We start from the raw sequence: 14,223 nt of genomic DNA on the forward strand, positions 1-14,223 counted from the left end.
TTTCATAGCCACACGGAGCAACCATGCCGGATCAGTCCCTACTACCGCGCCGCAAAGCGCTGAAACTTCTTGCGGGCGCGCCTATGCTGCCCCTTACCCTGGGCGCCTCTAGCCTGTTGGCGAAACCCGGCACGGCAAACGCCGCCGGCGCAAAAGCCGGCTACGTCGCGGCGCAGTTCATCGGCATGCCCGCCCCCACGCTGGACGATCCGGCGGCCATGGCCACGACATCGGTCGGCTCGACGCTCAGAGTCCGCTACAGCGACGGCGGCACGCGGGACGTGAAACTGGCCTACACGCCCTTCTTCAAGACCGGCGATATGGTGGCGGACGGCAAAGGCGGCCGGATCCTGGCGGGCGGCTACCTGGACATCAACGCTCAGCCCATCATCGACAAGTCGGTTCCGGGCAAAGAACGCCCGTTTTTTTCAGACTGCCCCGACGGCACGTCGCTGCTGACTGTCGAAAATGCCAGAATCGAGGGCATAAAAGGCAAGCCGGTATTCGCCGTCGTCCAGTTCGAATACCTGAGCCGGAACCAGAAAGGCGACGATATGTACGGCACCATGCCTTCGCCGGTCGCTATTCTGACGCTGGATCAGGATCCGGCCACCGGCCACCTGAGCCTGGTGCAATACAGAACCGTGGATACCTCGGGCGCACACGGACTGTGGATTACCTGTGGCGCCAGCCTGTCGCCCTGGAACACGCACTTGTCCAGCGAAGAATATGAGCCCGACGCGCTGAGCATCGACCACGACAAGCCATTTCGCGCATTCAGCCAGAACTTGTATGGAGATTCGGCCAAGGCCAATCCCTACCATTACGGCCATCTGCCGGAAGTCACCGTACATCCTGACGGCTCGGGCACGCTCAAAAAGCACTATTGCCTGGGCCGCATCTCGCATGAACTGATTCAGGTCATGCCGGACAAGCGCACGGCGCTGATGGGAGACGACGCCACCAACGGCGGCCTGTTCATGTTCATCGCCGACAAGCCGGCCGACCTTTCCGCCGGCACGCTTTACGCCGCCCAGTGGCACCAGACCAGCGGCGAGGGCCCCGGTTCAGCCGATTTGAGCTGGATCCGGCTGGGCCATGCCACGAGCGCCGAAATAGAAGCTCTGGCGGATCGCCTGAAAATCGCCGACATCGCCGACGTGCGTACCAAAGATCCGCAGGATGCCAGTTTCACCAAAATCCCCTTTTCGGGGAAAACCAACTGGATCAAGCTGAAACCTGGCATGGAAAAAGCCGCGGCCTTCCTGGAAACCCATCGATACGCCGCATTGAAGGGCGCCAGCATGGGCTTTACGAAAATGGAAGGCACGACCGTCAATGCGCACGACAAAATCGCCTATTCCGCCATGTCGTACATCACTGCCTCGATGCTGAACGGATCGGGCGGCATCAAGGTGCAGGGGCCCGAAGCCGGAGCCGTCTATGCGCTGAATCTGAAGGGTGGCCAGAAAGACGCCGGCGGCCAGCCCATCGCCAGCGAGTGGGTGCCCGTGGATATGGCGGCCCCCGCCGCATTGATCGGAAAAATGCTGCAAGCGCCGGACGCCTTGGGCAATCTGGCCGACCCCGACAGAATCGCCAACCCCGACAACATCAAGTTTTCAGAAAAGCTGCGCACCCTGTTCATCGGCGAGGACACCAGCCTGCACGTCAACAATTTCCTGTGGGCCTATAACGTGGATACCCGCCAGCTGGCGCGCGTGCTGTCCACGCCGGCCGGCGCGGAGGCCACCGGCCTGCATGCCGTGGATGAAATCAACGGCTGGACTTACATAATGAGCAATTTCCAGCACGCCGGCGACTGGAAGCTGAAAAAGGACAAAGAAAGCGGCAAGATCAAGGGCGGGCTGCATGCCGTGGTGTACGAGAAGCTCGACCCCCTGATCGATGCAAACTATCGGGACAAGTTCGCCGCTTCGGTGGGCTACCTGACGGGAGTCTCCTTGGCGGGGAAGCCAGCCTGAGCAGAAACGGCTTTCTGCGATCCGCAGGGGTTGCGGATGCTAGCGGCGAACCCCGTTGGCAAGTATTCACGAGGTGGCCGCCGCCACGCCTGCATCGGCGTCGGCAAGTTCGCTATTTCGCGAAAAGCTGGCCCATGTCCTTGAACGCCTTGAACTCCAGGGCGTTGCCACAAGGGTCGAGCAGGAACATGGTGGCCTGCTCGCCCACCTGGCCCTTGAAACGGACATAGGGTTCGATCACGAACTTGGTGCCGAACGACTTCAGGCGCTCGGCCAGGGCTTCCCATTGCGTCCATTGCAGCACGATGCCGAAATGCGGCACCGGCACCTCGTGGCCATCGACGGGATTGGTGTGGGCGTGATCCTGCGAGGCCGTCTTGGGATGCTCGTGGATCACCAACTGGTGGCCATAGAAATCGAAATCCACCCACTGGGTGCTGGAACGGCCCTCTTCCAGGCCAAACACTTCGCCATAGAAGCGCCGGGCGGCAGCAAGATCGTAAACGGGGATGGCAAGATGGAACGGGGACAGGCTCATGCTGGACTCTGGGGTTGAGGATAGGCTGGGGTTAAGGATGGAGTTCGGAAATGCAAGGATTGTATCCGGGAGGCGAATCGTGCCGCGGCGAGGCCGGCGGGCCGCTGCAGGGCCCATGGGCCGGACGGGAAGGATCACCGCTTCCTGGGCAACTCTTGCAGTCGCCCGCCATCATAAAGCCGGCGACAAAATAATAAAATCAATATATATTTCTATAAAGCACAAATTTAATTGATGAGTCGACGAATTAATGAACCGATGAATCGATAAGCCGATGAGAAATCGAGAGATCGGTGAATTGACGCGTCGACGAATCGAAGTGCCGACGAACCGAAGTGCCGACGAATTGACGTGTCGACCAGTCGATGAATCGATGCACCGATGAATTTTGTGATGGCTGAATGATCCGCGAGCTCAAGACCTTCATCGCCGTCGCCCAGGAAGGCAGCTTTGCCGCGGCAGGCAACAAGATCGGGCTGACGCAGTCGGCGGTCAGCGCGCAAATGCAGCGGCTGGAAAACGAGCTGGGCCTGGCGCTGTTCGAGCGCGCCGGCAGATCCGCGCGTATCAGCACAGCGGGCCGACAAGTCCTGGAACAGGCTCAGGAGCTCGTCCGCCTCTACAGCCATCTTGGTTCGGCACAGGCCGGCACCACGCCCGGAGGCCTGGTGACCCTGGGTGCCATCGCTTCGGTGCAGCGCTCGCTGGTGCCTGATGCGCTGGCACGCTTCTACCGGCGCTACCCAGGCTGCCGCACACGCATCGTTCCGGGCCTGTCCATCGAGCTGGTGAACCTGGTCGATGCGGGCGAAATCGACATGGCCGCGATCATCCGGCCGCCATTCTCGCTGCAAAGCGACCTGCAGTGCACGGTGCTGGCGCGCGAGCCGTTTCGCCTGATCACACCGCGCGGCGTGCCGGGCAGCGACTGGGCCGAGCTGCTGGCCAGCCAGCCTTTCATCCGCTACGAGCGCACATCCTTCGGCGGCCGGCAGGTCGACCGCTTCCTGCGCGGCATGCACCTCACGCCGCACGAGCTATGCGAAGCCGACGAGCTGGAAACCATCGTCAAGCTGGTCGCCAACGGCGTAGGCATCGCGCTGCTGCCGCAAACCGCGGCCTTCCGGCGCTGGCCCGCCGGAGTCAGGGCCATCGACCTCGCGCAACATACCTTCCACAGGGATATCGTGCTGGTGCACCGGGCCGAGCAAACCCTGGCCGAGCCCGCCCTTGCCCTGGTGCAACTGCTGGAGCGCCAGGCTGCCCGATGAAGGCTATAGCCGCACGAGCCTGAGCCCCGTATCGCCGGGCTCGCCGAGCGTGCGCCCCGCAAGCCCCTCCAGGGCAGCCTTGGCGGCATTCTCGACATGCAGCCGGCATGCCCGTTCGGCGCCATCCGCATCGCCGCGGCGGATGGCGTCGAACAAGGCCTCGAATTCACGCAAGGATTCGGCCGAACGCGACGGCTGGGCCAGGGACGCGGCACGCAATTGCGAAACGCGTACATGAATGCTCTTCAGCGGGGGGCCGAGCAAAGGGCTCGCCGCGCCTTTCAGCAGCGCGTCATAGAAGGCTCTTTTGCTGTCGTATATCTTGTCCGGCTCGCCGCTCTTGTACGCGCCGCGCAGGGCGGCGAATGCGGCCGTCAGGGCTTCGACCTCTTGCGGGCCGGCCCGCGATACGAACAACCTGACCGCCAGCGATTCCAGAGCGCCCCTCAATTCAAAGGTCGAGCGCGCCAGGTCGGGATCTATGCGAGACACGATAATGCCCCGGTTGGGTATCGAAGTGACCAGCCCCTCGCTTTCCAGTTCGCGCAAAGCCTCCCGCAAAGAGCTGCGCGACACGCCCGTCGACTCGCACAGAGCCCGCTCGCGCAGGCGCTCGCCCGGCACGAAATGACCGCGCGCAATGGCTTCCCGCAGCCGGGCAACAAGCCTTTCGCGCAAACTGGGAGACGAAGTGACTTTCAGCGAATAATTCAAGATCAGAGCCTCCATCTGGCCGGCGCCCCTTTTCGTCGAATCATTGTGCAGCAGGGCTACGGGAACGGCGCCTTCGAAAATCAGGTCATGCACACGAGCCTTACGGCTCAGGCACGTCCAAGCTTATTGCGTTGGCTTCGATCATATCATATGATTGTCGGACAATATGCCAATGGAGACCTCCATGCTGCTACGCCGCCTGATGCCGCTCTTTTCTTTGCTGGCCGCCGCCGCCATCCACACCCCGGCATCAGCCGCCGACACGAATACGACATATCCCGCAGGGCCGGTTTCCATCGTCGTGCCTTTCGGGCCAGGCGGCGGAACAGATATGATCGCACGCATATTCGCGAAGCCTTTTTCCAAAGAGCTTGGCCAATCCGTCGTCGTAAGGAACCGCGGCGGCGCCGGCACGACCATAGGCACGGCATTCGTGGCGCACTCGGCGCCGGACGGCCTTACCCTGCTGCTCAACGGCAGCACGCTGACCTACCATCCCGCCATGTACAAGAAACTGCCGTATGACGTGAAGAAGGATCTGATTCCGATCGCGTTCATCTCGGATCAGCCCTACGTGCTCGTGGCCAACAAAGACTTTCCGGCCAAGACGCTGGGCGAGCTGGTGGCAATGGCGAAGAAAGATCCTGGCCAGATCCCGTACGGCAGCGCCGGCATCGGAAGCGCCATGCACCTGTCGGCCGAACTGCTGTGGGAAAAGCTGGGCATCAAGATGATGCACGTGCCGTACCCCGGAACGGGCCCGGCCATGACCGACCTGATGGGCGGGCGGGTCAAGGTGGTATATACAACGGCAGCCGGCGCCACAGGCATGGTGCGCTCGGGCGCCGTTCGCGCGCTCGGGGTAAGCAGCCTCAAGCGGCTCGACACGATGCCGGACGTTCCGACCATCGCCGAGTCCGGCCTGCCCGGCTATCAGTTTGGCAGCTGGATGGCGCTGTTCGCGCCGGCCGGCACGCCCCCCGCGGTCGTGAACCGGATTTCACAGGCTACCGCCAAGGCATTGACGGATCCCGAGCTGCTCAAGCAATTCGCCGCCCAAGGGCTGGAGACAAAGACAGGGACACCGGAAGAAGTGAAGCAATTTTTCGATGCCGAAGTCGACCGCTGGAGCGGCGTCATCAAGGCCGCGGGCATTCAGCCTCAATAAGCGTACGTGGCAACCCCGGGGAACCGGGCCCGCCTATGCTCGAAACGGAAACAGGAAACATGGACGAATATTTGGATGTGAACGGCGTGCGCATGCGCTACAGAATCGAAGGCAGCGGCGACTGGCTGGTGCTGATCCACGGCGTCGGGGGCCGGCTGGAACAGTGGGATCAGTTCGTGGCGCTGCTGCAAGGCAAGTATCGAACCCTGCGCTTCGACCAGCGCGGCATGGGTGAAACGTCCAAGCCGGAAGGCCCCTACAGCATCGACGATTTCGTCGGCGATGCCTACGGGCTGATGCAGGCCGTAGGCATACAGCGCTGCGCCCTGGCGGGCTGCTCACTCGGAGCGCTTGTGGCGCAAGGGCTCGCCTTGGCCCATCCCGAAATGCTGGACAAACTGATTCTGCTCGCCGGCATCGCCGGACGCACCGAAGAAGAAAAGCGCCTGGTGCAAGAGCGGCTGAGCATCGTCGCCAACGGCATCCCCGGCCAGCACTTCGAGAACTCGGTGGCCAGATGGTTCACCGACGAATTCCGCGCACAGCACCCGGACATCATCGCCGCCTACGCGGCCAGCAACCGCAAAAACGACCCCAAGGCCTACGCGGCCGCCTATGGCGTGCTGGCCAATACGGATTTCGCCGAACGCCTGCGCGAGATCGCGATTCCCACGCTCATCATCACCGGCGAGTATGACAAGGGATCCAATCCCCGCATGGCTCGCTTCATGCACGAGCAGATAGCGGGATCGAAGGTTCACATCATTCCCAAGCTGCGCCATTCCCTGTTGATCGAGGGGCCTCGTCAGGTGCTGGATTTGGTCGAACCGTTTCTTCAGGCCTGACAAGCAGGGCCGGGCGCGTATCGATTCCTGCCGACCTGAAACAACGATGCGCCAATAACCCGCCAATTATCCAAACGGAACTATTTCCACCCAATTCGCATTGGAGCCGACACTGTAGCGATGCAGCTGCGCCAGCGCCCCGCTGGATGCGTCAATATCATAGACAACCACGGTAGCACTGCGCTGGCCGGCACAAACCAGGAACTGGCCGCTCGGGTCTATAGCAAATCCGCGGGGTGACGGATCGGCACCATAATATCCGACGCACTCGACGCGGCCCGACGCCATGTCGACGCGCAATGCCGCGATGAGGTTGGTGCTGCGCACACTTGCATAAACGAAGCATCCGTCGGGCCTTACATGGACATCGGCGGCCAGGGCATTGCCCTGAAAGTCAGGCGGCATGAGACTGATGGACTGCAGTTCCACAAGCTCGCCTGGCGACTCTTCGATGGCAAATACGGTCAACGATCCCGCAAGCTCGTTGATACAGTACATCACCGGCAATCGAGGATGAAATGCCAAGTGTCTCGGGCCCGATCCGGAACGACATGCAGTAGACACCGGCCCCGACAAGCCCAGGCCTTGGCCGCGAACGCTCTTGCGCCACGCAAGGATTGCATTGCCGGACACCGTCGTCGCGTAGCACACACCGTTCTGTCCTTCGACAATGCAATGCGCCTTGGGCGGTGTGTCGATCGTCTGGACTGGCGGACTCTGCGGCACACCATCGATATCAATTCGATTGACCGAAATCTTACCCTCGGTATAAGAAGCCCCCAGCAGCAGTCCGTCCCGACTCACAGATAGATAGGCCATGGCGGCCGGTAGAGGAGCCGTGCCACGACACGATAGCCCGCCATCCACCTGATCAATGACAAAAGCCGATACCGGGAACGGCGCCGAGCGCAATGCCGCATACAATATGCGCCGATCCGGACTTAAGGCCATAGGCATGCTCGCCGGCGACGGTTCGCTAGTGCCAGGCACTGCGGCAGCCCCCAACACATGCAGGCGACCGTCGGCTTCATTCAGTCGGAAGATATGAATCTCTTTGGTGCCGGCGCAGGAGACATAGACAAAGCAGCCCGGGGAATCGCGGCGGAAGCCAGGCTCTGAAACCGCTGTCGCAGGCATCGGCATTCCTCAGCATTCCGCGACAATAGGGTTGCGCAATACACCTATATCCGTGATTTCTATCTCGCAGATATCTCCGGGTTTCATGTTGCGCGGGGATCCATCCGTGCCCATCCAGATGACGTCCCCCGGATGCAAGGTGCAATACTTGCTTATCTCTGCAATATACGTTTCTACATCATGGATCATTTCCCCGGTCGAAAAACGATCCACCTCTTCGCCATTCAACCGCACGATCGTCGTCATCGCGCGGTAGTCGACATCGGTAACTATCCAGGGCCCCATAGGGTTGAACGTATCCGAATTCTTCGCTCGCCAACTGGTGCGGTCGCTACGCTGCCAGGCCCGCTCGCTTACGTCATTGCCAATTGTCCAGCCGAACACATGCTCCAGGGCACGCGCCACAGGAATATGCCGTCCTCCCTTGCCAATCACCGCTACGAGTTCACCTTCGTACTGGAATAGCTCTCCGGAGTCGGACGGCTTGACGATAGGATCGCCCGATGCGCACAGTGCACTGCTGGATCGATAATTGACACTGGGCCTCTCGGGGAATTTCGGTTCGACGCCACGCCGATTCGCCGACGCGACAAGATGTTCGCGATAATTCAGCCCTGCACAATAAAAAGTCGCTGGGACTACGGGCGACAGCATTTTCACGGCAGATACCGGATACACAGACTGTGTTGCCGCCCAATTTTCCCAAGGCCTACCGTCCACGACAAACACATCCCGGCCATCGATCATTCCATACGATGTCCTGCCGTCGACTTCGAATCTGCACCATTTCGTCTTCATGTCGCGCCTTTCCCAAATTTCCGCAGGAATGCCGGAAACATCAAATAGCAAGTCACGGGCGCTTTTTCGACTGACGCCCGGCCGCCGAGTCATTGACCAGCCGACCCCACATTTCCATGTCCGATCGCAGGAACGACCCGAGCTTATCTGCCGACTCGTAGCTGGGCACGATTCCTTGCTTGATCAGGGGTTCTGCTACCTCTTTCAGCATCAGAGTCTTCGATAAAGCCTGATCCATGGTGTCGACCACATGACGCGGCATGCCGGCAGGCCCCAAGAAAGCGAACCAAGTCGAAATATCCAGCATCGGATAGCCCAGTTCGGTGAACGTCGGCACATCCGGCATGATGGGCGTGCGCGCAGAGCCCGTGACGCCGAGCACCCGGACATGGCCCGAATTCAAATACGACATGCTGGTCGAAATGGGCGCAAACAATAGCTGTATCCGATCCGCCAGCAAGTCCATCATGGCATCGGTCGTGCCTTTATATGCCGCCGACACCACATGAACGCCAGTCGCTTTTTCAAAAGACTCCAGCAAAAAATAGGTCGTGCCAGTCGGCCCTCCCTGCCCAGCCGACAGCTTCCCCGGATTCGCCTTCATATACGCCACCAGTTGGGCCACGGAACTCGCAGGCACTGAACGGTTGACGACCAAGGTGAATGGCTGCCTGCCCACCATAGCGACTGGACTGAAGTCCGAGACTCCGTACTTCACTTTCATGGTGTATACATTGATGGAGAAGCTGACACTGGACAGCAACATGACGTAGCCGTCAGGCTTTGCGCGACGCACATAATCCGTGGCGATATATCCCGAGGCTCCCGCTCGATTCTCCACGACTATGCTGTCATTCCCCAGGTATTTCGGCAGTTTGGCAGCCAACAGACGGCCCACTATGTCGTTGCCCGTGCCCGGGCTATAGGGGATCACGATCGTAATAGGCCTGCTTGGCCATGCCTGAGCGGCAAACAGAGGCATGCTCACGCTCATCAAGGTCGAGGCCAGCAACGATCGGCGCACCATGTCCGGTGTTCGCGCACCGCTGGCGGCACCCTTCGCGTCGGAGTATTGAATTCCGGCCTTCCTGCAAGTGGATTTCATCTTTTTACCCCCCTATACATGAGTGCTCACCGTGCGCGAACGTGCCCTAATCTACATTGTCGAAGGGCTGTGCGGCGTGGGCACATATTGCAGAAAATCTCGATTCAATTCCTCGATGCTTCTGCATCCCAGATACGCAATCGTTCGGCTGATTTCGTCGTGGTAGAACTTGAGGGCGCGCGTCGCCCCCGCGCACCCTCCAGCAGCGGTTCCCCACAAGGTCGGCCGGCCCACCATGACGAATTTCGCGCCAATCGCCAAGGCTTTCACCACATCGCTGCCTCGGCGAAAACTGCTGTCGACAATGACAGTCGTGCGTTCCCCGACGGCGTCGACGATAGGAGACAACGCCTCTATCGGAGCCATGGAGCTGTCGAAATTCCGGCCACCGTGATTGGATACGATGATGCCGTCAGCGCCGTGCGCAACCGCCAGCTCGGCATCATGCGGCGTCAAGATCCCCTTGACGATCAACTTACCCGGCCACATCTCCCGCAGCCTGTCTAGATCGGCCCACGTCAGCGCATCATTCTTGGTCTTGCGCTCGGCCGCGGAAACCTGGGTGAACCTCTCTTTAAGGTCGCTCGGATAGTTCTCCCGACGCGGCATGCCCGTCGTCAGCAAATACCTGAATATCACCGAGGTCAGCCATCCCGGCCTGGCCAGGACACCCGCGATGTTCCGACGGTTGTAGCGGAAGGGAATAGAGAATCCATTGCGGATGTTGTACTCACGATTGGTGTTGACCGGGCCATCTACCGTCACCACCAGCGCATCGTATCCCGCATTCCTAGCACGCTCGACCAACACGTGCGACATGCGTATGTCCGACCACATATACAGTTGGAACCAAAGCGTTCCGCCGACGATCCGTGCTACATCTTCGAGACTGGTTTGCGAAGCCGTCGCCACGGTGAATGGCACGTTTGCCGCCTTGGCTGCGCGCGCAAGCTCCAGCTCTCCTTTGTAGTACAACATGCCGGCAGCACCGGTCGGCGCGACCCCGACGGGCATATCGTGCTGTTTGCCGAATAAGGTTACAGCCGTACTCCGCTTCGACACGTCCATCAGCACTTGCGTCTTCAATTTGACGCGCTCAAAGGCAGCGCGGTTGTTCCGCAGCGCCAGCTCGTCTTCCGTTCCCCGGTCGACGAACTCGAACAACCACTTTGGCAGGCGCCTTTTGGCCATGCGCCTCAAATCATGAACATTGAGAGCTTCCTCGACATTGCCCTTGAACACCGGCGCCTCCCGTCCCACTAGTGCAACCGGCCTCACTGCGCTGTTCCGGTTCAAATTTTTCGAATACCGGCACGCCAAGCCCCAAGCAAAAAAGCCAAGGCCGGGAACGCCCGAACACGCGAGGATGTTAAGGGGGAGACGACTCGCGACACAATGACAAAGATCTCAACGTTGGCTTCAGGAAATTGGAAACCTGCGTATACGAGGCTGTTGCATTGGAATCGAATAGGCGTCGACCTGCAAAAGGCCGGCAACAAGGTCACGTCGTCCATAAGCTCGGCCGGCCGCCCATCATCGAACGGCAGGTTTCGCGAAACTTGCAACGCGAACCACGGCCCGCAGCCCGCGCGGTACCGGCCTCAGTCGATTTCCAGATAGTCGGTCGGATGGTTACGGATGAGAGTGCTACGCATTTCCGTGTCAGTGATCTGCTCGAGCACCCACTTCCGAAATGCGAGAATATGCGGCTCGTTCGCGCGCCGCTTCGCGTACACCATATAAAAGGGGGTGCGGCGTCGAATTGCCTGCGGAAAAGGTGCTACCAGGCGGCCTGCAATAAGGTCTTCAACGAGATAGTGTCGCTGCCCCAGCGCAACACCAACACCCTCGCGCGCGGCCCTGAATGCCAAGGATCCGTTCTCGAACCATAGAGTTTTTTCAATATCCAGGCCGCCCACCCCGGCATAGGCCAGCCACGAGCTCCAATTTCCGGCCTGCTGCTCAGTATTCAATAGAGGCAGTCGCAACATATCCCGGGGAGAATTCAGGCCTGGCGCCCGCCGCAACATGTCCGGACTGCAAACGGGATAGTATTCCGCACAATACAGAGCATCGGCATCCATGCCCGAACCTACAGGCCCACGACGTATTCCCACATCCACGTCCTCGCGATCTATGCCCTTGGACGTCACCGAGGAGCTTAGCCGAAAGTCGATCTCGGGGTGCTCCATCAGGAAGCTGGACAAGCGTGGCACCAGCCACTCGGAAGCGAAAGTAGTAAACACGCACACCGACAACCGTGGCTGATCCCGGTCGTCCAACAAACGAGTTGTCGCCGAGTCGAGTTGGTCGAAAGCCTGACTGACCAGGCGCAGATATTCGGATCCTTTATCCGTCAACGAGAAACCGTTGCGGTGGCGGTCAAACAACCTGACTCCGACGTACGTTTCGACGATGCCAATATGACGGCTCACAGCCCCGAGAGAAATACATAACTCGTCGGCTGCGCCGGCCAACTTCCCGTGCCGCCCCAATACCTCGAACGCGCGCAAAGAATTTAGTGGGAGTGGGCGGCGGCGCATTTCTTTGTCCTTGGAGGGCTCAGTTCATGTCGGCCGAAGTGAACGATTATTCATCATACCTTGATTGGGTTCCGGCCAGGACACCGCCCTGTGCTCTTTCGGATTTTGCGCCTGAGCCAGGCGCCGGCAGCGGGCAGTACCGCATGCTAAAAACCGCCGAGTACGACAGCCGCCAGACATATATTGCCAGGATCAGGCTACTTTCCCCACGTATATCGGTTCGCTCTGCCGAGCCTACAAACCCAGGCCGTCGCGCTCGCGGGTCTTGCGATAGAAGCGCCAGAACAATAGCGCCGCGGCCGCCCGGTGCGGCGCCCAGGCGGCGGAGATGGCCATCAGCTCGTCTCTGGCCGGGGCGCGCCCGAGGCCCAGGGCATCGCCGACCGCCTTCTGCAGCGCGATATCGCCCGCAGGAAAAATGTCGGGATGCCCCGCGCAGAACATCAGGTAGATTTCCGCCGTCCATGGGCCTATGCCCTTGAGGCTAGTTAGTCGCGCCAAGGCGGCTTCGGTGGGCAGGCGCTCAATTGCGGGCAGATCCAGCGCGCCCGCGACGATGGCCTGCGCCACGCCCGTCAAAGTGCGGAACTTGCCGCGCGACAGCCCCACGCCCTGCAGCCCGTTTTCGCCCAGAAGCAGAAAGCCTTCCGGCGTCGTGGCACCGGCGACGGCTTCCAGCCGCCTCCAGATGGCGTCGGCCGAGGCGACGGAAACCTGCTGGCCACACACCACCCGAGCCAGGCCGGCAAAGCCCGGAGGCCGCGAACGTGCGGGAACCGCCCCCACGAGCTCGTGTATCGCGCGCAGCCGCGGGTCAAGCTCGACAAGCCGCCGCAAGTGGCGGGTTACCGCGGCTTGCGAGCTAAGGCGGGCGGGTGGCGACGAGACAGGCATGGGTTCACTTTTATCGCGAAAAAACCGTGGATACGGTGCCACAGAAATAATCCGGGCCGATTCACGCAAGACACATGGTAATGCAGAGGCGCCGCGCCTAAGGGCCGCCCGAAATTTTTGTCACCTTTACACGACAGGCCGCATCTAACAGGCAAGCAAGCATATTCACCCTGGTTACCGGTCACCGGCAACCTACAACCGGCAACCGACTATCAGCCGGCAGCAGTGTCCAGCAATACCCGGGCAGCGCCCACGCCGCGGCCCGGCGCCGATCATTCATAGGAATACTCATGAGCGCTTACGCAATTCTTCCCCCGATACCCGACACGCCGACCGCGGGCCTGCCCGACATTCAGGCTCGTCCGGACGTGCGTGGCGTGGCCCTGGATGCCGTCGGCGTCAAAGGCCTGCGCCATCCTCTGACCCTGCACGGCGATCACGGCCAGCAGCCTGTCGTGGCCACGCTGGCCATGACCGTGGGTCTGCCGGCCGCTTCCAAGGGCACGCATATGTCGCGCTTCATCGAGGTGTTGGAAGCGCGGCCGGCCATCGTCGGCCAGGCCGGAATGCGTACCTTGGTGTACGCCATGCTGGCGCGCCTGGACGCTTCCAGCGGCTGCATCGAGATGTCGTTTCCTTATTTCGTGCGCAAGACGGCACCGGTTTCAGGCACGTCCAGCCTGCTGGACTATGACATCGCTTGGCGGGGCGAGGTCGACGCCGACGGCATCTACCGTTTCCGGATGCGCGTCACGGTGCCTGTGACCAGCCTGTGCCCATGCTCGAAGGAAATTTCCGCCTACGGCGCACACAACCAGCGCTCGCTCATCACCATCGAGGCCGAGCTGCGCGAAGCAATGGCCATCGAGGACTTGATTGCGCTTGCCGAGCGCAATGCGTCTTGCGAGGTGTATGGGCTGCTCAAGCGCCCCGACGAGAAATACGTTACCGAGCGCGCCTACGACAACCCCAAATTCGTCGAAGACCTGGTGCGCGACGTGGCGCTGGCATTGCAGCGCGAGCCGCGCGTGGGCGCGTACCGCGTCGAAGCCGAGAACTTCGAATCCATACACAACCACTCGGCATACGCACGCATTGCCAGGCCGGCCGCGGCCGCTTGATTTCCCGCGCGGCCTGCCGAGAGCGGCCGGGATGGACGAAGACAAAATCCACGACGAAGGATTCTTCGGCTATTGAACGGAAGAATGGGCGGACGGACGAATGA

At 60.7% G+C, this 14,223-nt stretch carries 13 protein-coding genes; 5 read left to right on the top strand and 8 right to left on the bottom strand.

Annotated elements, in window-relative coordinates; all coding sequences use genetic code 11:
- Nucleotides 1–23 precede the first annotated feature (23 nt).
- Nucleotides 24–1,985, top strand: a complete 1,962-nt coding sequence (locus CEY11_RS18615; protein WP_088604897.1) for a PhoX family protein — start codon at nucleotides 24–26, stop codon at nucleotides 1,983–1,985.
- A 112-nt stretch (nucleotides 1,986–2,097) separates the two neighbouring features.
- Here the strand turns inward: CEY11_RS18615 and CEY11_RS18620 are convergent, their stop codons facing one another.
- Nucleotides 2,098–2,523: a VOC family protein gene (locus CEY11_RS18620; RefSeq protein WP_088604898.1), complete on the bottom strand. Its 426-nt coding sequence runs from the start codon at nucleotides 2,521–2,523 to the stop codon at nucleotides 2,098–2,100.
- 401 nt (nucleotides 2,524–2,924) lie between these two features.
- Between CEY11_RS18620 and CEY11_RS18625 the strand changes: the two genes are divergently transcribed.
- Nucleotides 2,925–3,794: a LysR family transcriptional regulator gene (locus tag CEY11_RS18625; RefSeq protein WP_088604899.1), complete on the top strand. Its 870-nt coding sequence runs from the start codon at nucleotides 2,925–2,927 to the stop codon at nucleotides 3,792–3,794.
- 3 nt (nucleotides 3,795–3,797) lie between these two features.
- Here the strand turns inward: CEY11_RS18625 and CEY11_RS18630 are convergent, their stop codons facing one another.
- Complete coding sequence (locus CEY11_RS18630; RefSeq protein WP_088604900.1) at nucleotides 3,798–4,601, bottom strand: GntR family transcriptional regulator; 804 nt, start codon at nucleotides 4,599–4,601, stop codon at nucleotides 3,798–3,800.
- A gap of 91 nt (nucleotides 4,602–4,692) precedes the next feature.
- Here CEY11_RS18630 and CEY11_RS18635 point away from each other — a divergent pair, with 91 nt between their 5' ends.
- A complete protein-coding gene (locus CEY11_RS18635) occupies nucleotides 4,693–5,676 on the top strand; it encodes a Bug family tripartite tricarboxylate transporter substrate binding protein (RefSeq protein ID WP_158215376.1) in 984 nt (327 codons plus the stop codon).
- A gap of 59 nt (nucleotides 5,677–5,735) precedes the next feature.
- Nucleotides 5,736–6,521: an alpha/beta fold hydrolase gene (locus tag CEY11_RS18640; protein WP_088604902.1), complete on the top strand. Its 786-nt coding sequence runs from the start codon at nucleotides 5,736–5,738 to the stop codon at nucleotides 6,519–6,521.
- A 66-nt stretch (nucleotides 6,522–6,587) separates the two neighbouring features.
- On the opposite strand, the gene CEY11_RS18645 is transcribed toward CEY11_RS18640, so the two are convergent.
- The 6 genes from CEY11_RS18645 to CEY11_RS18670 form a co-directional block, all read right to left on the bottom strand.
- Nucleotides 6,588–7,658: a lactonase family protein gene (locus CEY11_RS18645; RefSeq protein ID WP_158215377.1), complete on the bottom strand. Its 1,071-nt coding sequence runs from the start codon at nucleotides 7,656–7,658 to the stop codon at nucleotides 6,588–6,590.
- Between the two features lie 9 nt (nucleotides 7,659–7,667).
- Nucleotides 7,668–8,456, bottom strand: coding sequence for a fumarylacetoacetate hydrolase family protein (locus tag CEY11_RS18650; RefSeq protein WP_088604904.1), 789 nt, complete (start codon nucleotides 8,454–8,456; stop codon nucleotides 7,668–7,670).
- Nucleotides 8,457–8,508: 52 nt separating this feature from the next.
- Nucleotides 8,509–9,561, bottom strand: a complete 1,053-nt coding sequence (locus tag CEY11_RS18655; protein WP_088604905.1) for a Bug family tripartite tricarboxylate transporter substrate binding protein — start codon at nucleotides 9,559–9,561, stop codon at nucleotides 8,509–8,511.
- Nucleotides 9,562–9,612: 51 nt separating this feature from the next.
- Nucleotides 9,613–10,803, bottom strand: a complete 1,191-nt coding sequence (locus CEY11_RS18660) for an alpha-hydroxy acid oxidase (protein WP_233154963.1) — start codon at nucleotides 10,801–10,803, stop codon at nucleotides 9,613–9,615.
- 359 nt (nucleotides 10,804–11,162) lie between these two features.
- Nucleotides 11,163–12,104, bottom strand: coding sequence for a LysR substrate-binding domain-containing protein (locus CEY11_RS18665; protein ID WP_088604906.1), 942 nt, complete (start codon nucleotides 12,102–12,104; stop codon nucleotides 11,163–11,165).
- 234 nt (nucleotides 12,105–12,338) lie between these two features.
- Entirely contained in the window at nucleotides 12,339–12,998 is a 660-nt protein-coding gene (locus tag CEY11_RS18670) for a DNA-3-methyladenine glycosylase family protein (RefSeq protein ID WP_088604907.1), read from the bottom strand.
- Between the two features lie 290 nt (nucleotides 12,999–13,288).
- Here CEY11_RS18670 and folE2 point away from each other — a divergent pair, with 290 nt between their 5' ends.
- The gene (gene folE2 / locus CEY11_RS18675) at nucleotides 13,289–14,119 is read left to right on the top strand and encodes a GTP cyclohydrolase FolE2 (protein WP_088604908.1); all 831 of its coding nucleotides are present in this window, start codon (nucleotides 13,289–13,291) and stop codon (nucleotides 14,117–14,119) included.
- Nucleotides 14,120–14,223: the final 104 nt, after the last annotated feature.

The sequence above is a fragment of the Candidimonas nitroreducens genome (assembly GCF_002209565.1).
GTDB lineage: Bacteria > Pseudomonadota > Gammaproteobacteria > Burkholderiales > Burkholderiaceae_B > Candidimonas > Candidimonas nitroreducens.

What these genes read in the sequence shown, in the direction of transcription:
- CEY11_RS18620 (WP_088604898.1), bottom strand. Translation starts at nt 2,523, where the DNA reads ATGAGCCTGTCCCCGTTCCATCTTGCCATCCCCGTTTACGATCTTGCT.
- CEY11_RS18645 (WP_158215377.1), bottom strand. Translation starts at nt 7,658, where the DNA reads ATGCCTGCGACAGCGGTTTCAGAGCCTGGCTTCCGCCGCGATTCCCCG.
- CEY11_RS18655 (WP_088604905.1), bottom strand. Translation starts at nt 9,561, where the DNA reads ATGAAATCCACTTGCAGGAAGGCCGGAATTCAATACTCCGACGCGAAG.
- CEY11_RS18650 (WP_088604904.1), bottom strand. Translation starts at nt 8,456, where the DNA reads ATGAAGACGAAATGGTGCAGATTCGAAGTCGACGGCAGGACATCGTAT.
- folE2 (WP_088604908.1), top strand. Translation starts at nt 13,289, where the DNA reads ATGAGCGCTTACGCAATTCTTCCCCCGATACCCGACACGCCGACCGCG.
- CEY11_RS18670 (WP_088604907.1), bottom strand. Translation starts at nt 12,998, where the DNA reads ATGCCTGTCTCGTCGCCACCCGCCCGCCTTAGCTCGCAAGCCGCGGTA.
- CEY11_RS18635 (WP_158215376.1), top strand. Translation starts at nt 4,693, where the DNA reads ATGCTGCTACGCCGCCTGATGCCGCTCTTTTCTTTGCTGGCCGCCGCC.
- CEY11_RS18615 (WP_088604897.1), top strand. Translation starts at nt 24, where the DNA reads ATGCCGGATCAGTCCCTACTACCGCGCCGCAAAGCGCTGAAACTTCTT.
- CEY11_RS18665 (WP_088604906.1), bottom strand. Translation starts at nt 12,104, where the DNA reads ATGCGCCGCCGCCCACTCCCACTAAATTCTTTGCGCGCGTTCGAGGTA.
- CEY11_RS18640 (WP_088604902.1), top strand. Translation starts at nt 5,736, where the DNA reads ATGGACGAATATTTGGATGTGAACGGCGTGCGCATGCGCTACAGAATC.
- CEY11_RS18625 (WP_088604899.1), top strand. Translation starts at nt 2,925, where the DNA reads ATGATCCGCGAGCTCAAGACCTTCATCGCCGTCGCCCAGGAAGGCAGC.